The sequence below is a fragment of the Streptomyces sp. NPDC002328 genome (assembly GCF_042890065.1).
In the GTDB taxonomy this organism is placed as follows: Bacteria; Actinomycetota; Actinomycetes; order Streptomycetales; family Streptomycetaceae; genus Streptomyces.
The window spans coordinates 68,340-88,294 of the sequence record NZ_JBIARQ010000010.1 but is presented as its reverse complement, the minus strand read 5'-3'; the positions used below and the strand labels follow the sequence as shown (position 1 = coordinate 88,294).

The window sequence follows — 19,955 nt, the reverse complement described above, 5'->3', positions numbered from 1 at the left end:
AGGTGGAGCGCAGGACGATCGGCGCGGCGGCGCTCGCGGTGGGGGCCGTCGGACTCGGGTGCATGCCGATGAGCTGGGCTTACAGCGGGTCGCGGCAGCGGGGCGACGAGTCGCTGAGGGCATTGCACCGGGCGCTGGACCTGGGCGTCTCCCTTCTGGACACGGCCGACATGTACGGCCCGTTCACCAACGAGCTGTTGGTGGGGCGGGTGTTGAAGGAGCGGCGCGGGGACGCGTTCGTGTCGACCAAGGTCGGTCTGCTGGTCGGGGAGCAGCACGTGGTGGCCAACGGCCGCCCGGGATACGTGAGACGGGCCTGCGACGCCTCGCTGCGGCGGCTCCAGACGGACGTCATCGATCTCTACCAGCTGCACCGCGCGGACCCCGAGGTCCCCGTGGAGGAGACCTGGGGGGCGATGGCGGAACTCGTACAGGCAGGCAAGGTGCGGGCGTTGGGGCTGTGCGCGGTGGGCGCGCGGGGCGGCCGGCGGTCGGGCGGGCGGCTGTACGACGCGACGATCCGGCAGTTGCGGCGGGTGCAGCAGGTGTTCCCGGTGAGCGCGGTGGAGGCGGAGCTGTCGGTGTGGTCGCCGGAGGCGCTGGACGCGCTGCTGCCGTGGTGCGGGGAGCGCGGGGTGGGCTTTCTGGCGGCGATGCCGCTGGGGAACGGTTTCCTCACCGGGACGCTGACCCCGGGGCAGGGCTTCGAGCACGACGACATGCGGGCCCGGCATCCCCGGTTCACCGCCGAGATGACGGCGGCGAACCAGCCGATCGTCGCCGGTCTGCGCCGGGTGGCCGCTCGGCACGGCGAGGCGGTGACGGCGGCGCAGGTGGCGCTGGCGTGGGTGCTGGCGCAGGGCCGGCACGTGGTCCCGGTGCCGGGGGCCAAGCAGGAGCGGTGGGTGACGGAGAACGCCGGGGCGTGCGGGCTGCGGCTGACCCCTCAGGACGTCGCCGAGATTTCGGCGCTGCCCGCGGCGCAGGGTTCGTGGGACTGAGTCCGCTCGGACCGCGGTTCGTTCGCATCGGGTTTCGTTGATCGGGAACTCGGGGGGCACGAGCGGTGTATGACAGGTAGAACCTGCCGTTGGACCGCCGCGTCGAAGGGACCAAGATCGTGCATCGTCGAGCAGTGACGGCCGTGGCGGCCGCGAGTGCGCTCCTGTTGGCGGCCGGCTGTTCCTCCGACGGCGGAGGAACAGCCGGCGGCGCGGCGAGCCCCTCCGCCGCCCCCACGTCCGCGCCGGCCTCGTCCGCGCAGTCCGCCGCCGAGGCGACGCCGCCCGCGAAGGGCACGGTGAAGGTGGTGCGCACGGTCGCCGAGGGCCTGAACAGCCCCTGGGGTCTCGCCCCGCTGCCCGAGGGGGGTCTACTGGTCGCCTCCCGCGACGAGGGGACGATCACGCGGGTCGACGAGACGACGGGCAAGAAGACCCTGCTCGGCGAGGTGCCGGGGGTCTCGGCGGCCGGCGAGGGCGGTCTGCTCGGCCTGGCCCTCTCCCCCGACTACGCCTCGGACCACATGGTCTACGCGTACTTCACCTCCGCCTCGGACAACCGCGTCGTCCGCATGCGGTACGACGCGGCGCGGCCCACGGGCGAGCAGCTGGGCGCGCCCGACACGGTGTTCAAGGGCATCCCCAAGGGCATGATCCACAACGGCGGCCGGATCGCCTTCGGCCCGGACCGGATGCTCTACGCGGCCACCGGCGAGGCCGGCGAGCAGGGCCTGTCCCAGGACAAGGAGTCCCTGGGCGGCAAGATCCTGCGGCTGACCCCGGAGGGCGAACCGGCGCCGGGCAACCCGTTCCCGGACTCCGCGGTGTACTCGTACGGCCACCGCAATGTGCAGGGCCTCGCCTGGGACTCCAAGCAGCGGCTGTTCGCGGCGGAGTTCGGCCAGAAGACGTGGGACGAGCTGAACGCGATCACGCCGGGCGGCAACTACGGCTGGCCGGAGGTCGAGGGGAAGTCGGACGACGCGGCGTACGTCAACCCGATCGACCAGTGGGACACCGACGACGCCTCCCCCAGCGGGATCGCCTACGCCGAGGGCTCGGTGTGGATGGCGGGCCTGAAGGGGAAGCGGCTGTGGCGCGTTCCGCTGAAGGGCACGGAGGCGTCGGCGGACTCCCAGGCGTTCCTGGAGGGCGAGTACGGCCGGCTGCGCACGGTGGTCGCGGCGGGCGGCGACAAGCTGTGGGTCACGACGAGCAACACGGACGGCCGGGGCGCGCCCGAGGAGGGCGACGACCGAATACTGGAGCTCCAGGTGAGCTGAGCCCCGCCGCTCAGGAGTCGGCCTCGGCGGGCGGCCTGGTACGCGGCTCGGCAGGCTGCCCGGTGCGCGGCTCGGCGGGCTGCCCGGTGGCCTGGTCGGTCTCCTCGGGCGGGCGGACGACGACCTTGCCGGAGGCGAGGTCTATCGGCCCGCGCCCGGGGTCGGCGTCGCCGACGTCCTCGCGGGTCAGCTCCAGGCGGTTCTGCTCGTCGCGGGTGTGCTTGCGGCCGGGCGCGAACAGTTCCTCGAACATGTTGAACACAGCGCCTCCCCGGCCGGTTCCTCACAGCGTACGCCTCGGGGGTCCTCGCACCGGGCCCGTCAGCCGACGGACGGCGACGGGAGCGTCTCGGCCGGGAACAGCCCCAGCCGGTGCGCCACCGCCGCCGCCTCGCCGCGTCCGGAGACCCCGAGCTTGCCGAGGATGTTGGAGACGTGGACGCTCGCCGTCTTCGGGGAGATGAAGAGCTCCTCGGCGATCTGGCGGTTGGTGCGACCGGCGGAGACCAGGCGCAGCACATCGCGTTCGCGGTCGGTGAGGCCGAGGGCGCGGACGGGGTCCTGCGGGGTGCCGGCCGGGCCGACGGTCAGGGCGAGGCGACCGCGCTGGGCGAGCCGGGCGACCGCGTCGGCGAGCGGCCGGGCGCCGAGGTGTTCGGCCACGGCGTGGGCGAGGCGGAGCAGTTCGGCCGCGCGGTCGCGTTCGTCGTCGCCGCCGGCGGTGAGGAGCGCCTCGGCCTGGCGGTAGCGGGTGCGGGCGAGGTCGTAGGGACGCTCCAGCGTCTCGAAGGCGGTGACCGCCTCGCTCCAGTCCTCGGGCCGGGCCCGGCCCTCGGCGCGCAGGAGCTCGGCGCGCAGCCACTGTGCGTGGGCCTGCCAGACGGGGACGATCGCGGCGAGCTGGCGGGCGGCCTCGCGGATGCGGTCGAGGAGTGCGGCGCGGCCCTGCTCGGCGGCGGGCAGCGTGCGGGCGTCGCCCTCGGCGGCCGCGGCGGTGAGCAGCAGGGGCCAGGCGTAGCGCTGGGCGCCGGGCGGGAAGCCCCGGTCGAGGACGCGGGTGAGGTGGGCGCGGGCGTCCAGGACACGGCCCTCGGCGGCGGCGAGGCCGACGGCGAGGCGGGCGAGGGGTATCTCGTGCTGGGGCGAGCGGTCGAGCGAGCCGAAGCAGTCGCGGGCCGCGTCCAGTCGGCGGTGTGCTTCGGCCAGGTCGCCTCGGCAGGCAGCGAGTTCGGCGCGCAGGGCGGCGTGGAAGCCCTGGATGGCGACGCCGATGCCGATCCGTCCGGCGACGGCGCAGGCGCGCTCGGCCTCGTCCCAACGCCCCAGGGACAGCAGGGATTCGGCGAGGTTGGCTTGTATCCACGCCTCGTTCTCGGGCAGTTGACGCCGCTGTGCGAAGGCCACGCCCTCCGCGATGATCGGCAGGGCCTCGCCGGAGCGGCCGACGGCCTCCAGTTCGCTGGGCAGGTTGACGTAGACGTTCAGCGCCACGGCCGAGACGTCCTCGGCCAGCGCGCTCTCCTTGACCTCGTACAGCTCCGTGAGACCGGCCTCGACATGACCGGCGTCGACCATGAGGACGCCGAGGGTCTGGCGGGCGTTGAGCTCGATCTCGCGGGCGCCGATCATGCGGGCGTACTCCACGGCGTGTTCGCCGGCCGAGTAGGCGTCGGGTCCCGGGGCGTGCAGCAGCGACCAGTTGGCCATGTGGGTGAGGACTTCGGCGTGCACCTCGCTGGGCGGCAGGCCGCGCACCAGGTCCTGGGCGGTGGCCAGTTCCTCACGTCCGGTGCCCCGGCCGAGGGAGCGCACCAGCCGGGAGCGCTGCACCCAGAACCAGGCGGCGCGCAGCGGGTCGTCCTCGTCCTCCAGCAGGCGCAGCGCCCGCTTGGTGATCTTCAGGGCGCGTTCGCGGTCCCCGCCGAGGCGGCCCGCGTCGGCGGCCTCGGCCATGAGGTCGAGATAGTGCAGCGGGACGTCGGCGGGGTCGCAGCCGCGGAGCGCGAGGACCTCGGTGTAGTCGGCGGGGCGCAGCCGGTTCCTGACGTCCTCGGGGGCGCTCTCCCACAGCTCCATCGCCCTTTCCAGGAGACGGAGTTGCTCGCAGTAGGCGTGGCGGGAGCGGGCGGCGGCGGAGGCGTCGAGGACGGCGGGCAGGGCCTTGGCCGGGTCGCGGGCGTGGTACCAGTAGCTGGCCAGCCGCATGACGCGCTCGTCGGCGGGGACGAGCGTCGGGTCGGCCTGGAGGGCTTCGGCGTAGCGGCGGTTGAGGCGGGAGCGTTCGCCGGGCAGCAGGTCGTCGCTGACGGCCTCGCGGACGAGGGAGTGGCGGAAGCGGTAGCCGTCCCCGGCGGACGTGGCGAGCAGGAGGTTGGCGCCGACGGCGGCGCGCAGTGCCTCGATGAGGTCGTCCTCGGCGAGCCGGGCGACGGCGGCGAGCAGTCGGTGCTCGACGGTGGAGCCGCCCTCGGCGACGATCCTGGCGACGGTCTGGGCGCGCTCGGGCAGCGCCTCGACGCGGACGAGGAGCAGGTCGCGCAGGGAGTCGGTGAGGCCGGTGCAGCTGCCCTCGTGGGCGGCGACGGCGAGTTCCTCGACGAAGAAGGCGTTGCCGTCGGAGCGTTCGAAGATGTCGTCGACCTGGTCCGGGTCTGGTTCCTGGGCGAGGATGCCGGCGATCTGGCGGCCGACCTCCTCGCGGGTGAGCCGGGCGAGTTCGAGGCGGCGGACGGTGCGCAGCCGGTCGAGTTCGGCGATCAGGGGGCGCAGCGGATGGCGGCGGTGGATGTCGTCGGAGCGGTAGGTGGCGAGGACGACGAGGCGTCCGGTGCGCAGGGTGCGCAGGAGGTAGGAGAGGAGGTGGCGGGTGGAGGCGTCGGCCCAGTGGAGGTCCTCCAGGGCGACGACGACGGTGCGGTCGGCGGCGACGCGTTCCAGGAGACGGGCGGTGAGTTCGAAGAGGCGGGCCATGCCCTCCTCGTCGTGCCGGCCGGCTCCGGTCTCCCCCAACTCGGGCAGCAGCCGGGCGAGTTCCTCCTCCTGGCCGGCCGCCGCGGCGGCGAGTTCGCCGGGCAGGGCGCGGCGCAGGGCGCGCAGGGCGGTGGAGAACGGGGCGAACGGCAGCCCGTCGGCGCCGATCTCGACGCAGCCGCCGAGCGCGACGACCGCGCCGGGGCGGCCGGCGGCGGCGCGCCCGGCCGCGGTGGCGAACTCCTCGACGAGTCTGGTCTTGCCCACCCCCGCCTCGCCGCCGATCAGCAGTGCCTGCGGCTCTCCCGTTGCGGCGCGGGAGAGCGCGTCGTTCAGGACGTCCAACTCGTCGGCACGGCCCACGAAGACGGGGCTGACGGACTTGTTCTCCACGGGGGCGAGCATCGCACAGGGCCGCCGGGCGGCCCCAGTGGATATCGCCGCCGCGGTGCGTCTTCGCGGATCCCGCGGGGGCGGGTCCGCGACCCCGGCCCGCGCGCCGCCGCTCACGTGGTCCGGGCGGACCGCGGCCGGCGCGGACGGCCGGTATCGGATGCGCTCGCCCCGGCGGCGCCGGCGGGGTCGCCGGCCTCGCGGCGGGCAGTGGCCTCACGGCGGTCGGCGGCCTCGCGGCGGGCGGCGCGACGGGCGCGGACGGCCTCACGGGCCAGCCGCTCGTCCTCGGCCCGTCGGAGCAGCTCGGCGGAGCGGGCCTGCTGGTGGACCTGCTGGTACGCGTGCTCGTACATGGTGTGTCCCCCTGGGAGAGCCGGTGATCGCGGCTCGTTCGCCGCGATGCCTCGACTCTCGTCCGCCAGGCGGGTCCACCGCATCGGGAGAGTTCCGCATCTTCGGGCCGGGGAGGGGGCCTTAGACGCGCCTGAGGGGCCCCGGGCCGGCCGTAAGGTGCTCACGGCGCGGGCCTGAGGCCCCTCGTGCGACGCTCGGTCGAACCGGCGCGGCGCTCAGCTCGCGGACGGCAGTCCGAGCAGGACGTCGGTGTACTTGAGGACGGCCAGCAGCAGGCCGATCACGCCGAGCGAGACGCCCGCCCAGGCGACCGACTTGATCCAGGGCGCCTGCGGCCTGCCGGGCGCGCCGAAGGCGGGCCGGGCGAGGACGACGACGCCGACCACGAGCGCGGTCAGGGCGAACACGCCGCCCCACAGGGCGGTGGCCTGCCAGGCGTCGCCGTAGCCTTCCTTGATCATCTTGGCCACGCTGGAGGACTGCGTGCTCTGGAGCTGGCCCATGAGGGACTCGCGCGCCGAGGCCACCGTGCCGACCCAGCTGCCGGTGAGCGACACGATGCCCAGTCCGGCGGACACGACGGCGCCGGCGCCCTGGCCGACGCCGGAGGGGCCCTCCTCCACCGCCTCGGCCTCGAGCTCCTCGACCTCGTCCACCTCGGTCTCCGCGACCACGTCCGGCGCGTCTGTCGCCTCGCCCTTCGTGGCGTCCACCGTCGTCTCCTCGTCGCGCTTCGCCTGTGCGGCCGCGCCCGTCGTGGCGGCGGCCTCGTCTTCAGTCCTGGTTGCCATGTCCCGCACCGTACGGACGCTGTATGAGAGGTTTCTTAACGCCCGCTGTGAGCGGTGCGCGCGCGTGCGGCGCGCCACTCGGGGGCCAGCACGGACCAGGTTTCGAGGTCGTGCCGCACCCCACGATAGGGGTAGGCCTCCCGCTGCACCCCGTCCCGGCTCATCCCCAGCCGCCGGGCCACGTTCAGGCTGGCCTCGTTGCCCGCGGAGGCGACCCACTCGACGCGGTGCATCCCGCGCTGCTCGACGGCGAAGTCGATCAGCACCCGCATGGCCCGGGTGACCAGTCCGCGTCCGGTGCCGGCCGGCTCCAGCCAGCAGCCGACCTCGCAGTTGCCCTGCTCGGCGTCGAAGTTCAGGAAGAGCACGCCGCCCACGAGCCGGCCCTCCAGCCACAGGCCGTGCAGGGAGCCGGTGTCGGCGGCGCGCATGTCGGCGTACCGCTGGAGCGCCTCACGGGCGCCGGCCACATCGGTGGCCTTCGAGCCGAAGGGGACGAACCGGTTGATGAACTCCCGGCCGCGTTCGAGGTGGGCGAGGAACTCCTCGGCGTGCCAGGGCTCCAGGGGGCGCAGTTCCGCTCCGTCGTCACCCAGCGATATCGCGTACATCCGGCTGCCGCTCCTCTTCGAGACCGTCCACGACCTCGGTGAGCCTCTCATGGGCGGCGCGGGCCTCGGGCGGCTCGATGCTGATGCGGGGCAGGCGGCGGTCGAGCCAGCGGGGCAGCCACCAGTTGGCGCTGCCGAGCAGGTGCATGAGGGCGGGGACGAGGAGGGTGCGCAGGACGAAGGCGTCGAGGGCGACGGCGGCGGCCAGCGCGATGCCGAACATGGCGATCACGCGGTCGCCGCTGAGGACGAAGGCGAGGAAGACCGAGATCATGATGACCGCGGCGGAGTTGATCACCCGGCTGGTCTCGGCGAGGCCGACGCGCACGGCCCGCCGGTTGTCGCCGGTCTCCAGCCACTCCTCGTACATCCGGCTGACCAGGAAGACCTGGTAGTCCATGGAGAGCCCGAAGAGGACCGACACCATGATCACGGGCAGGAAGGGCTCGATCGGGCCGGCCCGGCCGAGCCCCAGCGGCTCGCTCCCCCAGCCCCACTGGAAGACGGCGACGACGATGCCGAAGGCGGCGGCGACGGCGGCCACGTTCATCGCGGCGGCCTTCAGCGGTATGCCGACGGACCGGAAGGCGAGCAGGAGCAGCAGACAGCCGAGGCCGATGACGACGCCGACGAACAGGGGCAGTTTGCCGACGATGACCCCGGCGAAGTCGTCGTAGCCGGCGGTCACCCCGCCGACCTGCACGTCGAGCGAGGTCCCGCGTTCGGCGCGGGGCAGCACCTCGTCGCGCAGCCGGTCGACGAGTTCGCTGGTGAGCTGCGACTGCGGGGCGGCCTCCGGCACGACCACGAGGTACGCGGTGTCGCCGGCGGTGCTGTACCTGGCGGGCGTCACCGCGGCGACGCCCTCGGTGGCGCGCAGGGCGGCGTCGAGGTTGTCGAGGGCGAGCCGGTCCTCGCCGCCGCCGACGTGCGTCACGAGGGTGAGCGGGCCGTTGACGCCGGGGCCGAAGCCGTCGGCGAGGAGGTCGTAGGCCTGGCGGGTGGTGGCGGTCTCCGGGCCGTTGCCCTGGTCGGAGGTGCCCAGGCGCAGGGAGAGCGTGGGCAGGGCGAGGACGGCGACGACGGCGAGGGCGAGCGTCCCGAGCAGCTTGGGATGGCGTTCGACGAACGCCGACCAGCGGGCGGCGAAGCCGGTCGGCAGCTCCGGCTCTGGCCCGTGCTCGGCGAGCCGGCGCCGTTCCCGGCGGCTGAGGGCGCGCGGGCCGATGAGGGAGAGCAGCGCGGGCAGCAGGGTCACGGAGGCCGCGACGGTCAGCACGACGGTCAGGGAGGCGGCCACCGCCACGCCGTTGAGGAAGTTCAGCCGCAGGATCAGCATGCCCAGCAGGGCTATGCACACGGTGGCGCCCGCGAAGACGACCGCGCGTCCCGTGGTCGCCACGGCGTCGACGGCGGCCTCGGCGACCGGCAGCCCGCGCTTCAGTCCGCGCCGGTGCCGGGTGACGATGAACAGGGCGTAGTCGATGCCGACGCCGAGCCCGATGAGCATGCCGAGCATGGGCGCGAAGTCGGCGACGGTCATGGCGTGTCCGAGCAGCACGATCCCGGCGTACGCGGTGCCGACGCCGACCAGGGCGGTGGCGATGGGCAGCAGTGAGGCGGCGAGCGAGCCGAAGGCGAGGAAGAGCACGACGGCGGCGACGACGACGCCGACGGCCTCGGCGAGATGGCCCCCGGAGGACTCGGTGAGCGCGACGGCCCGGCCGCCCAGCTCCACCTGGAGCCCGTCGCCGCGCGCCGACTTCGCGGTGTCGACGACGGCCCGCGCCTGCGCCTCGTCGATGTCCTCGGCCCGGTCGGCGAAGGCGACCGCGGCGTAAGCGGTCCGCCCGTCCTCGCTGATCTGGGCGGCGCCCCGGTCGCCGTAGGGGCTGGTCACGGAGGCCACGCCGGGCAGGCCCGCGATCCGCTCCAGGGTGCGCGTCATGGTCTGTTCGACGTCGGCGGCGCGCACAGTGCCCGACGCGGTGCGCCAGACGACGGTGTCGCTGTCGCCGCCGAGGCCGGGAAAGCCCTCCGCGAGGAGACGGGTCGCGCGTCCGGATTCGGTGCCGGGGACCTCGTAGTCGTTGGAGTAGGCGGAACCGGCGAGCACGGCGGCCGCGCCGGCCGCGCCGAGGGTGAGCAGCCAGATCAGGACCGCGACGAGGCGGCGTCGTACACACCACTGCGCGAGGGCTGCCACGTTCGTGCTCCCGGGGTGAATTGTGGATCTTTGACCGGGAGTCGTACTCGAACTGAACAGCCCGCAAAGAACGCATGTGCAAGAAGCGATGCATGGTCACTCTCGCAGGCGGGCGTGATCGTTTGCCGCGTTCGCGGGGCGGCTCACAGGAGTGGGAGACAGATCACAGGACAATAACGCCGCAGGTGTCAGGCTTCGTCACCGTGGTCAGTCGGACTGGTCACCCACCGCCATGATCATCACTCCGGCGATCAGCAGCCACAGCGCGCGCCGGGTGCGGCCCCGGGAGCCCAGGAACGCGGCGAGCGCGCAGACGGCGGCGCCGAGGGCGTACGCGGCGGGGACCAGGGCGGGGGCGGAGCCGGTCAGACGCAGCAGCGCCGCCGCGACGCCGGCCAGGGCGAGCAGTGCGCCGGTGCCGGTCGCCGTCCAGCGGGCCCGCCGGGCGTCCTCGATGCCGTACTCCTCGTCCTCGTCGGTCTCTGTGCCGTCCTGGACGTCGCCCTGCCTGTCGGAGTCGGTTCGTGCACTCATGGCGGGCGAGCGTAGCGCCTCCGGTTGTGGGGCGGCGCAGGGGGGACGGGCGGAGACGGCGCAGGGGGACGCATCGAGACCGATGCGTCCCCCCTCACTCCGAATGCCGTGAAGGCACGCCGGAACGCCGTGAATCAGCCTTCGTCGACGCCGAGCTGCTGAAGGATCAGCTCCTTGACGCGGGCCGCGTCGGCCTGGCCGCGGGTGGCCTTCATGACCGCGCCGACCAGGGCGCCCGCCGCCGCCACCTTGCCGCCGCGGATCTTGTCCGCGATGGCCGGGTTGCCGGCGATGGCCTCCTCGACGGCGGCGGTGAGCGCGCCCTCGTCGGAGACGACCTTCAGACCGCGCTTGTCGACGACCTCGTCCGGGCCGCCCTCGCCCGCGAGGACGCCCTCGATGACCTGGCGGGCGAGCTTGTCGTTCAGGTCGCCCTTCGTGACCAGCTCGGTGACCCGGGCCACCTGCGCCGGCGTGATGGCCAGTTCGTCGAGCGCCTTGCCCGACTCGTTGGCGCTGCGGGCGAGTTCGCCCATCCACCACTTGCGGGCGGAGGCCGCGTCGGCGCCCGCGTCGATCGTCGCGACGATCAGGTCCAGGGCGCCGGCGTTGAGGATCGCCTGCATGTCGACGGCGGAGACGCCCCACTCGCCGAGGAGGCGGTTGCGGCGGACCAGCGGCAGCTCCGGCAGCCCGCCGCGGATCTCCTCGACCCACGCGCGGGACGGCGCGACGGGCACCAGGTCGGGCTCGGGGAAGTACCGGTAGTCCTCGGCCTCCTCCTTCACCCGGCCCGAGGTCGTCGACCCCGTGTCCTCGTGGAAGTGCCGGGTCTCCTGCACGATCAGGCCGCCGGTCGACAGCACCGCCGCGTGCCGCTGGATCTCGAAGCGGGCCGCGCGCTCCACGGACCGCAGCGAGTTCACGTTCTTCGTCTCGGACCGCGTGCCGAACTTCTCGGTGCCGTTCGGGCGCAGCGAGAGGTTCACGTCGCAGCGCATCTGGCCCATCTCCATCCGGGCCTCGGAGACGCCGAGTGCGCGGATGACCTCGCGCAGCTCACGGACGTACGCCTTCGCCACCTCGGGAGCGCGCTCGCCGGCGCCGACGATCGGCTTGGTGACGATCTCGATGAGCGGGATGCCGGCGCGGTTGTAGTCGAGCAGCGAGTGGGACGCGCCGTGGATACGGCCGGTGGCGCCGCCGACGTGGGTCGACTTGCCGGTGTCCTCCTCCATGTGGGCGCGCTCGATCTCCACGCGGAAGACCTCGCCGTCCTCCAGCTGCACGTCGAGGTAGCCGTTGAAGGCGATCGGCTCGTCGTACTGGGAGGTCTGGAAGTTCTTCGGCATGTCCGGATAGAAGTAGTTCTTCCGGGCGAAGCGGCACCACTCGGCGATCTCGCAGTTCAGCGCGAGACCGATCTTGATCGCGGACTCGACGCCGGTCGCGTTGACGACGGGCAGCGCGCCGGGCAGGCCGAGGCAGACCGGGCAGGTCTGCGTGTTGGCGTCCTGGCCGAGGGCGGTCGAACAGCCGCAGAACATCTTGGTCTTGGTGCCGAGTTCGACATGGACCTCAAGGCCCATGACGGGGTCGTACGACGCCAGCGCGTCCTCGTACGACACCAGGTCGGTCGTGGTGGTCACGGTGAACTTTCCCTCTCAGCCCAGCAGGACGTCGTCGTCGCCCAGCCGCTTCAGCTCGCGGTACAGGACGGCGAGGCCGGTGACGATGGCGGCGGCGGACACGGTGGCGTCGATCACGACCAGCACGTCGTTGTCGGCGCGGGCCTTCTTGAGCCGCTTGGCGACGCCGAACGCGCCGAACGCGGTGGCGGCCATGGACAGGTACAGACCGGACTTGGACTTGTTGAAGCTCTTGGCCTTGGTCAGTGCGCTCACAGCGACGGAGCCTCCTCGAGAAGCGGGTGCCCCCACCTTTCCACGAAGGCGGCCTCGACGGCGGCGCCGACCTTGTACAGCCGGTCGTCCTTCAGCGCCGGGGCGATGATCTGGAGGCCGACGGGGAGGTTGTCCTCCGGGGCCAGGCCGCAGGGCAGCGACATGGCCGCGTTGCCCGCCAGGTTGGTGGGGATGGTGCACAGGTCGGCGAGGTACATCGCCATCGGGTCGTCGGCGCGCTCGCCGATCGGGAAGGCGGTGGTGGGCGTGGTCGGCGAGACGATCACGTCGACCTGCTCGAAGGCCTTCTCGAAGTCGCGCGTGATGAGCGTGCGGACCTTCTGCGCGGAGCCGTAGTAGGCGTCGTAGTAGCCGGAGCTCAGGGCGTAGGTGCCGAGCATGATGCGGCGCTTCACCTCGGGGCCGAAGCCGGCCTCACGGGTGAGGGAGGTGACCTCCTCGGCGGAGTGGTTCCCGTCGTCGCCGGTGCGCAGGCCGTAGCGGAGCCCGTCGAAGCGGGCGAGGTTGCTGGAGCACTCGGACGGAGCGATGAGGTAGTACGCCGACAGGGCGAGGTCGAAGGACGGACAGTCCAGCTCGACGATCTCGGCGCCCAGCTCCTTCAGCAGCGCGACGGACTCGTCGAACCGCTGGATGACGCCGGCCTGGTAGCCCTCGCCGCGGAACTGCTTGACCACGCCGACGCGCATGCCGGCGACGCTGCCGTTGCGGGCGGCCTCGACGACGGGCGGGACGGGCGCGTCGATCGACGTCGAGTCGAGCGGGTCGTGCCCGGCGATGACCTCGTGCAGCAGCGCGGCGTCCAGGACCGTGCGGGCGCAGGGCCCACCCTGGTCGAGGCTGCTGCTGAACGCCACCATGCCGTACCGGGACACCGCGCCGTACGTCGGCTTCACGCCGACCGTGCCGGTGACGGAGGCGGGCTGGCGGATGGAGCCGCCGGTGTCGGTGCCGATGGCGAGCGGGGCCTCGTAGGAGGCGAGGGCCGCGGAGGAGCCGCCGCCGGAGCCGCCGGGGATGCGGGTGAGGTCCCAGGGGTTGCCGGTGGGGCCGTAGGCGCTGTTCTCGGTGCTCGACCCCATGGCGAACTCGTCCATGTTGGTCTTGCCGAGGATGACGACGTCGGCGGCCTTCAGCCGCTTGGTGAGCGTCGCGTCGTACGGCGGGATCCAGCCTTCGAGGATCTTGGAGCCGACGGTGGTCGGGATGCCCTCGGTGGTGAAGATGTCCTTGAGCGCGAGGGGGACGCCGGCGAGCGGGCCGAGCTTCTCGCCCCGGGCCCGCTTCTCGTCGACGGCGCGGGCCTGCGCGAGGGCGCCCTCGCGGTCGACGTGCAGGAAGGCGTGCACCTTCTCGTCGACGGCCTCGATCCGGGCGAGGTGGGCCTCGGTGACCTCGACGGCGGTGAGCTCGCCGGAGGCGATCCTCGCGGCGATCTCGGCGGCGGTGAGCTTGATGATGTTGACGTTGTCCGTCATGGCGGTTAGTCCTCCCCCAGGATCTGCGGCACCTTGAAACGCTGCTGCTCCTGGGCCGGGGCGCCGGAGAGCGCCTGCTCGGGGGTGAGCGACGGACGGACCTCGTCCGCGCGCATGACGTTCGTCAGCGGGAGCGGGTGCGAGGTCGGCGGTACGTCTTGGTCGGCGACCTCGCTGACGCGGGCGACCGCGCCGATGATGTCGTCCAGCTGTCCCGCGAAGTGGTCGAGCTCTTCGGGCTTCAGCTCCAGACGCGCCAGCCGGGCGAGGTGGGCGACCTCCTCGCGCGTGATGCCAGGCATGCAGCGTTCCTCTGGGGTGAGTGTGTGTGGTTTGGAGCCAATCCTAGGGGGCGGGCCCGGATACACGTTAAACGGCCGGGGGCGGGTGAGGGGGGCTCCGCGGGTTTCGCCGGGTGCGGGTGAGTGGGGGTGCGCGGGTTTCGCCGGGTGCGGGTGAGTGGGGGCTGGTCGCGCAGTTCCCCGCGCCCCTGGGGTGGGGGTGGCGGGCCGGGGTGCCCAGACCCCGGGGGTGCAGGGGGCGCAGCCCCCGCCGGGGGTCGGGGCGGAGCCCCGAGGACCTCCCCCTCTCACCCAACCGAGTCGGGCGGGCGGGTGGGCGAAAGGGGTGCAACCCCCAGCGGGTAGTCTTCCGCCGCCGGGAGGGCGGCAGCCGGCCGCTGCCAGCCGCGAGACCCCCGCGCGCGGAGCCACGCCGTCGTCTCCTCCGGAGGCATCGCCGCCGCGACCAGCCACCCCTGCACCGCGTCACAGCCGAGATCCCGCAACCGCTCCCACGTCTCGTCGTCCTCGACGCCCTCCGCGACGACGAGGAGGCCGAGCGAGTGGGCGAGGTCGACCGTGCAGCGGACGATCTCCGCGTCCTCGTTGTCCACGGCGAGCCGCGCCACGAACGAGCGGTCGATCTTGAGCTCGCTGACCGGCAGCCGCCGCAGATGGACCAGCGAGGAGTACCCGGTGCCGAAGTCGTCCAGGGACATCTTCACGCCGTGCCCGGTCAGCCCGTTGAGGGTGTCGGCGGCACGCTGTGGGTCCTCCAGGAGGACGTGTTCCGTTATCTCCAGCTGAAGCGCCCCCGCGGGCACCCCGTGCCGGGCCAACCGGGCGGCGACGGAGCCGGCGAAGCCGGGGGTGTGGACGTCGCGCGGGGAGACGTTCACCGCGACCGGCACGTACAGCCCCTGGGACCGCCACACGGCGACCTGCCCGAGCGCCGTCTCCAGCACGTACTCGGTGAGGTGCGGCATCAGCCCGGAGGACTCGGCGATCGCTATGAACTCGTCCGGCGGCACCTTCCCCCGCTCGGGGTGCACCCACCGCACCAGCGCCTCCAGCCCGGCGACCTGCCCGTCGAAGCGGACCTTGGGCTGGTAGTGCAGCTGCACCTCGTGCGCGTCGAGCGCGCGCCGCAGATCGCCCAGGAGGCCGAGCCGGTCCGGGGTGTTGGAGTCCCGCTTGGACTCGTAGACCTCGACGCCCGTACGGTCCCGCTTGGCCTGGTACATCGCCACATCGGCCCGCCGCAGCAGCCCTTCCGCGTCGACGGCGTGGTCGGGGAAGACGGCGACCCCGGCGCTGGCCTCCAGCACGAGGGTGAGCCCGTCGAGGTCGAGGGGGGAGCTGAGGGCGGAGACGAGCCCGCGGGCGACCCGGGTCGCGGACGTCGTGGAGTCGGCGACGGGCAGTAAGACGGCGAACTCGTCACCGCCGAGCCGGGCGACCTCGGCCCCGCGGGGCAGCGCGAGCCGCAGCCGGTCGGCGATCTGGAGGAGGAGCCGGTCCCCGGCGAGATGACCGAGGGTGTCGTTCACCGAGCGGAAGCGGTCGAGGTCGATGAGCATCAGCGCGGCCCGCGCGCCGATGCGTTCGGCGTCGTCGAGGGCGGTCCAGATGCGTTCCCCGAGCCACTGGCGGTTGGGCAGCCCGGTCAGCGGGTCGCGCAACTGCTCCTCGGCGCGGGCGCGGGCCATCCACAGGGTGGAGTCGAGGGCGATGAGCGGGATGGCGAACAGCGGCAGCAGAATCGGTTCGGCCACGGCCACCACGCACACCAGCGGGGCGATCCCGAGCAGCGCGACCGTGACCAGGCCCTGCCGGACGAGGGCCGTACGGGCGACGGTGGGCAGCCCGCCGGAGCGGGGCGCGTGCAGGTACCACAGCAGGACGCGGGTGACCGAGAGGTAGGCGACGGCGACCAGCACCACCTGGGGCGCGGTGTAGAGGGTCCAGGCGTCGGGGGCCCAGGGGCGCTCGACGGAGGGCACGCGCCCGCAGGCCGCCAGGAGCAGCGCGGCGAAGCCGATGCCGAGGATGTCCACCGCGCCGTGCAGGACGCCCTGCCGCCAGCGGTGGCGGCGGGCTATGCCGACGAGGACCACGACGGTGAGGCTGACCAGGCCGGCCGGCACCCAGCCGTAGAGCAGCAGGACGGCGAGGGTGAGGGCGGCGCCGGATCCGGTGCCGCCCCACCAGCGGGCCCGGCCGAGCATGACCAGATGGCCGACGATGACGCCGGTCAGCACGGCCAGCGACCAGCCGGTCGTGCCGGACGGGAAGAGCGCGTGGTGGCCGCTCCAGGCGCGGTAGAAGCCGGCGCCGAGGGCGAATCCGGCCGCCGCGACGATCGCCGCGGGCAGCGCGGGCCAGGACTGCTGCCGTTCGGATTCGCCGTCGGGCAGGCCGGGAGCGGTCCCGACGGTCGGTGGGACGGGGGCGCGGCGGTCCAGGGGGGCGTGCGGCGCCCCGGTGCGCGTCCGCGCGCCCGGGGGCGGCTCTGACCACGCCACCCACCGGCTGCCCCACCAGACGCCGGTGACCCGGCGCCGGCGCAGCCCTGAGTCGGGGGCGGCGCTCTCGGTCGGTTCCATTCCCGTCCCTCTCACAGCCGGCGGTGCCCACGCCCCGCGGCACGATGCCCGACAACCCTCGGGCGGCGCCGCGTCGGAAAGCCCTTCGCCCCGGTCCCGACGGCCCGTCGGGTTTCACGGGGATGCGCCGACCGCAGCGGGGCACGGCAGGCGCACACCTCAACAGTAGGCCGCATAAGGCTTTTACGGGCAGCGGTCGTCGACGGTTGCCCGAATGCGACCCGGCCACCCGTATGCATCTGGTATGCGCCGATCGGGTGGTCTTCAACCGCGCTTCCGGCCTCCGGCGCCCGCTACTCCTCGACCGGGAGAGCCGCTTCGGCCGCCGCCTCCGGGCCCTGTTCGAGGAGGACGGTGAAGCCGTCCTCGTTCAGGACGGGGACCTTGAGCTGCATCGCCTTGTCGTATTTCGAGCCGGGACTGTCACCCACGACGACGAACGACGTCTTCTTCGACACCGAGCCGGTCACCTTCGCACCGCGGCTTTGCAGGGCGTCCTTCGCGCCGTCCCTGGTGAAGTGCTCCAGGGTGCCGGTGACGACGACGGTGAGGCCTTCGAGGGGGCGCGGCCCCTGGTCCTCCCCGGAGCCCTCCTCCTCCATGCGCACTCCGGCGGCCTTCCACTTGCGCAGGATCTCCTGGTGCCACTCCTCGGCGAACCACTCCTTGAGGGAGGCGGCGATGGTCGGGCCGACGCCTTCGGTGTTCGCCAGCTCCTCCTCGCTCGCCTGCTGGATGCGCTCGACGGAGCGGAACTCCCGTGCGAGCGCCTCGGCGGCGACCGGCCCCACGTGCCGGATCGACAGGCCGGTGAGGACGCGCGCCAGCGGGCGTTCCTTGGCGGCCGCGATGTTCTCCAGCATGGCGACCGCGTTCTTGCGCGGCTCGCCCTGCTGGTTGGCGAAGACCGTGGCGATCTTCTCCTCGCCCGTCTTCGGGTCGCGCTTGGGCAGCCCGCTGTCCTGGTCCAGGACGTACGCCCGGATCGGCAGCAGCCGCTCGATGGTGAGGTCGAACAGGTCCCCCTCGTCGGCCAGCGGCGGGTCCTCGGGCTCCAGCGGCCGGGTGAGGGCCGCCGCGGCGACGTACCCGAAGTGCTCGATGTCCAGGGCCTTGCGGCCGGTCAGGTAGAACAGCCGCTCGCGCAACTGGGCCGGGCAGGTACGGGCGTTGGGGCAGCGCAGGTCGACGTCCGCCTCCTTCATGGGCCGCAGCGCCGTCCCGCACTCGGGGCACTCGGACGGCATCACGAACTCCCGCTCGCTGCCGTCGCGCAGGTCCGCCACCGGGCCGAGGATCTCCGGGATGACGTCACCGGCCTTGCGCAGCACCACCGTGTCCCCGATGAGGACGCCCTTGGCCTTGACGACGTCCTGGTTGTGCAGCGTCGCGAACTCGACCTCGGAGCCGGCCACCGTCACCGGCTCGACCTGCGCGTACGGCGTCACCCGGCCCGTACGGCCCACGCCCACCCGGATGTTGACGAGCTTGGTGTTGACCTCCTCCGGCGCGTACTTGTACGCGATCGCCCAGCGCGGCGCGCGCGAGGTGGAGCCGAGCCGCCCCTGGAGGGGGATCTCGTCGAGCTTGACGACGACCCCGTCGATCTCGTGCTCCACCGAGTGGCGGTTCTCGCCGTAGTACGCGATGAACTCCCGTACGCCGTCGAGTCCGTCGACCACCTTGTTGTGCGCGGAGGTGGGCAGGCCCCAGGACTTCAGGAGGTCGTAGGCCTCGGAGAGGCGGGTGAGCCCCTCGTAGCCCTCCAGGGCGCCGATGCCGTGCACCACCATGTGCAGGGGGCGGGTGGCGGTGACGCGCGGGTCCTTCTGGCGCAGCGAACCCGCCGCCGCGTTGCGCGGGTTGGCGAAGGGCTTGTCGCCGGCCGCGACGAGGCGGGCGTTGAGCTCCTCGAACTTCTCCATCGGGAAGTAGACCTCGCCGCGGATCTCCACGAGCGTGGGCACGCCGTCCCCGGAGAGCCGCTCCGGGATCTCGGCGATGGTGCGCACGTTGGGCGTGATGTCCTCGCCGGTGCGGCCGTCGCCGCGGGTCGCCGCGCGCGTGAGGCGGCCGTTCTCATACGTGAGGTTGACGGCGAGGCCGTCGACCTTCAGCTCGCACAAGAAGTGGTACACGGACGCGCCCACGTCCTTGTGCACGCGCTCCGCCCAGGCGGCCAGCTCCAGATCGTCGAAGGCGTTGTCCAGGGAGAGCATGCGCTCGCGGTGCTGGACGGCGGTGAACTCCGTGGCGTACGCGCCCGCGACCTTCTGGGTCGGCGAATCGGGCGTGCGCAGTTCCGGGTACGTCTCCTCCAGCGCCTCCAGGGAGCGCAGGAGCCGGTCGAACTCCGCGTCGCTGATGACGGGAGCGTCCTTCACGTAGTAGCGGAAGCGGTGCTCCTCGATCTGCTCAGCGAGCTGCGCGTGCTGCTCCCGTGCCTCGCTGGGCACCGTCGTCTCCGCTTGCCTGTCGCCGGCCACCGTGTTGTCCTCCCGTTACTCTGGGTTGTCCGCGAGGGATCTCGCCGCCCGGACGCAGTGGGCGAGCGCCTGCCGCGCGTACGCGGGGGAAGCCCCCGCGAGGCCGCACGCCGGCGTGACCGTGACGGTTTGCGCGAGCAGCCCCGGTCGCAGCCCCAGCCTGCGCCACAACGTCCTGACACCCATGACGCTACCGGCAGGGTCTGACAATGCCGTGTCCGTGCCGGGCACGACACCGGCGAAGAGCCGGGTGCCCGCTTCCACCGCCTCGCCGATCGCGTCGTCGTCACGCTCGGTGAGCAGGGAGAAGTCGAAGGAGACCGCCGCCGCACCGGCCCGGCGCAGCAGGGCGAACGGCACGTCCGGCGCGCACGAGTGGACCACGACGGGGCCGTCCCCGTGCACCCCCATGACGTCCCGGAGCGTGGCCTCGACGAGCTGCCGGTCCACGGCGCGGTGGGTGCGGTAGCCGCTCGCGCTGCGCACCTGGCCCCGCAGGACGGCGGTGAGGGAGGGCTCGTCGAGCTGGAGCACGAGCCGGGCGCCGGGGATGCGGCGGCGCACCTCGGCGAGGTGCAGGCGCAGGCCCTCCGTAAGGGAGGCGGCGAGGTCCCGTACCGCGCCGGGGTCGGAGAGGGCGGCCTCGCCGTTCCGCAGCTCCAGGGCGGCGGCGAGGGTCCAGGGGCCGACTGCCTGGACCTTCAGCGGGCCCTCGTAGCCCTGCGTGAACTCCTCCAGCGCGTCGAGGTCCTCCCCCAGCCATGACCTGGCCCGTCTGGTGTCCCGGCCCGGGTGGTCCCCCATGCGCCAGCCGCTGGGCTCCACGCGCGCGTAGAGCTCCACCAGGAGGCCCGCGGTACGTCCGATCATGTCGGCGCCGGGGCCTCGTGCGGGGAGCTCGGGGAGGAAGGGGAAGTCCTCGAAGGAGCCGGTGGCCGCCTTCGCGGCCTCCCTGGCGTCGCCGCCGGGCAGTGACCCTACGCCGGTGGCGGAGCCGAAACTCAAATCTGCGTTCACGCGAGAAGCCTACGGA

General features: G+C 73.1%; 16 protein-coding genes. 2 read left to right on the top strand and 14 right to left on the bottom strand.

Annotated features, from left to right (window positions below; genetic code table 11):
- Positions 1 to 2: 2 nt before the first annotated feature.
- On the top strand, positions 3 to 1,001 hold the full coding sequence (locus ACFYX4_RS24395) for an aldo/keto reductase (protein WP_389337112.1): 999 nt from the start codon (positions 3 to 5) through the stop codon (positions 999 to 1,001).
- A gap of 143 nt (positions 1,002 to 1,144) precedes the next feature.
- Complete coding sequence (locus ACFYX4_RS24390) at positions 1,145 to 2,284, top strand: PQQ-dependent sugar dehydrogenase (protein ID WP_389337602.1); 1,140 nt, start codon at positions 1,145 to 1,147, stop codon at positions 2,282 to 2,284.
- 10 nt (positions 2,285 to 2,294) lie between these two features.
- Here ACFYX4_RS24390 and ACFYX4_RS24385 read toward each other — a convergent pair whose 3' ends face one another.
- From ACFYX4_RS24385 to ACFYX4_RS24320, 14 genes are all read right to left on the bottom strand, one after another.
- Entirely contained in the window at positions 2,295 to 2,546 is a 252-nt protein-coding gene (locus tag ACFYX4_RS24385) for a DUF6191 domain-containing protein (RefSeq protein ID WP_389337109.1), read from the bottom strand.
- 59 nt (positions 2,547 to 2,605) lie between these two features.
- Positions 2,606 to 5,659 (bottom strand): AAA family ATPase, encoded by a 3,054-nt coding sequence (locus ACFYX4_RS24380; RefSeq protein WP_389337106.1) that lies wholly within the window; start codon positions 5,657 to 5,659, stop codon positions 2,606 to 2,608.
- Between the two features lie 101 nt (positions 5,660 to 5,760).
- Entirely contained in the window at positions 5,761 to 6,003 is a 243-nt protein-coding gene (locus ACFYX4_RS24375; RefSeq protein WP_389337103.1) for a hypothetical protein, read from the bottom strand.
- A gap of 216 nt (positions 6,004 to 6,219) precedes the next feature.
- Entirely contained in the window at positions 6,220 to 6,795 is a 576-nt protein-coding gene (locus tag ACFYX4_RS24370; protein WP_389337100.1) for a hypothetical protein, read from the bottom strand.
- Positions 6,796 to 6,830: 35 nt separating this feature from the next.
- Entirely contained in the window at positions 6,831 to 7,406 is a 576-nt protein-coding gene (locus tag ACFYX4_RS24365; RefSeq protein WP_389337097.1) for a GNAT family N-acetyltransferase, read from the bottom strand.
- Positions 7,384 to 9,612 carry an MMPL family transporter gene (locus ACFYX4_RS24360; RefSeq protein ID WP_389337093.1) on the bottom strand — a complete coding sequence of 743 codons (2,229 nt, stop codon included), beginning with the start codon at positions 9,610 to 9,612 and terminating at the stop codon, positions 7,384 to 7,386. The genes ACFYX4_RS24365 and ACFYX4_RS24360 overlap by 23 nt, the downstream gene beginning before the upstream one ends.
- A 207-nt stretch (positions 9,613 to 9,819) precedes the next feature.
- The gene (locus ACFYX4_RS24355; RefSeq protein WP_389337090.1) at positions 9,820 to 10,146 is read right to left on the bottom strand and encodes a hypothetical protein; all 327 of its coding nucleotides are present in this window, start codon (positions 10,144 to 10,146) and stop codon (positions 9,820 to 9,822) included.
- A 134-nt stretch (positions 10,147 to 10,280) separates the two neighbouring features.
- Positions 10,281 to 11,795, bottom strand: a complete 1,515-nt coding sequence (gene gatB, locus ACFYX4_RS24350) for an Asp-tRNA(Asn)/Glu-tRNA(Gln) amidotransferase subunit GatB (RefSeq protein ID WP_389337087.1) — start codon at positions 11,793 to 11,795, stop codon at positions 10,281 to 10,283.
- A gap of 15 nt (positions 11,796 to 11,810) precedes the next feature.
- Positions 11,811 to 12,050, bottom strand: a complete 240-nt coding sequence (locus ACFYX4_RS24345) for a hypothetical protein (RefSeq protein WP_389337084.1) — start codon at positions 12,048 to 12,050, stop codon at positions 11,811 to 11,813.
- Positions 12,047 to 13,549, bottom strand: a complete 1,503-nt coding sequence (gatA, locus tag ACFYX4_RS24340; RefSeq protein WP_389337081.1) for an Asp-tRNA(Asn)/Glu-tRNA(Gln) amidotransferase subunit GatA — start codon at positions 13,547 to 13,549, stop codon at positions 12,047 to 12,049. The genes ACFYX4_RS24345 and gatA overlap by 4 nt, the downstream gene beginning before the upstream one ends.
- A 5-nt stretch (positions 13,550 to 13,554) precedes the next feature.
- The gene (gatC, locus tag ACFYX4_RS24335) at positions 13,555 to 13,851 is read right to left on the bottom strand and encodes an Asp-tRNA(Asn)/Glu-tRNA(Gln) amidotransferase subunit GatC (protein ID WP_018531282.1); all 297 of its coding nucleotides are present in this window, start codon (positions 13,849 to 13,851) and stop codon (positions 13,555 to 13,557) included.
- A gap of 287 nt (positions 13,852 to 14,138) precedes the next feature.
- Complete coding sequence (locus ACFYX4_RS24330) at positions 14,139 to 16,436, bottom strand: putative bifunctional diguanylate cyclase/phosphodiesterase (RefSeq protein ID WP_389337078.1); 2,298 nt, start codon at positions 16,434 to 16,436, stop codon at positions 14,139 to 14,141.
- A gap of 293 nt (positions 16,437 to 16,729) precedes the next feature.
- Positions 16,730 to 18,922, bottom strand: a complete 2,193-nt coding sequence (ligA, locus tag ACFYX4_RS24325; RefSeq protein WP_389337075.1) for an NAD-dependent DNA ligase LigA — start codon at positions 18,920 to 18,922, stop codon at positions 16,730 to 16,732.
- A gap of 15 nt (positions 18,923 to 18,937) precedes the next feature.
- Positions 18,938 to 19,939 carry a methionine synthase gene (locus ACFYX4_RS24320; RefSeq protein ID WP_389337072.1) on the bottom strand — a complete coding sequence of 334 codons (1,002 nt, stop codon included), beginning with the start codon at positions 19,937 to 19,939 and terminating at the stop codon, positions 18,938 to 18,940.
- Positions 19,940 to 19,955 lie beyond the last annotated feature (16 nt).

Coding starts and splice junctions, on each gene's coding strand:
- ACFYX4_RS24380 (WP_389337106.1), bottom strand. CDS start 5,659: ATGCTCGCCCCCGTGGAGAACAAGTCCGTCAGCCCCGTCTTCGTGGGC.
- ACFYX4_RS24375 (WP_389337103.1), bottom strand. CDS start 6,003: ATGTACGAGCACGCGTACCAGCAGGTCCACCAGCAGGCCCGCTCCGCC.
- ACFYX4_RS24370 (WP_389337100.1), bottom strand. CDS start 6,795: ATGGCAACCAGGACTGAAGACGAGGCCGCCGCCACGACGGGCGCGGCC.
- ACFYX4_RS24365 (WP_389337097.1), bottom strand. CDS start 7,406: ATGTACGCGATATCGCTGGGTGACGACGGAGCGGAACTGCGCCCCCTG.
- ACFYX4_RS24355 (WP_389337090.1), bottom strand. CDS start 10,146: ATGAGTGCACGAACCGACTCCGACAGGCAGGGCGACGTCCAGGACGGC.
- gatA (WP_389337081.1), bottom strand. CDS start 13,549: ATGACGGACAACGTCAACATCATCAAGCTCACCGCCGCCGAGATCGCC.
- gatC (WP_018531282.1), bottom strand. CDS start 13,851: ATGCCTGGCATCACGCGCGAGGAGGTCGCCCACCTCGCCCGGCTGGCG.
- ACFYX4_RS24330 (WP_389337078.1), bottom strand. CDS start 16,436: ATGGAACCGACCGAGAGCGCCGCCCCCGACTCAGGGCTGCGCCGGCGC.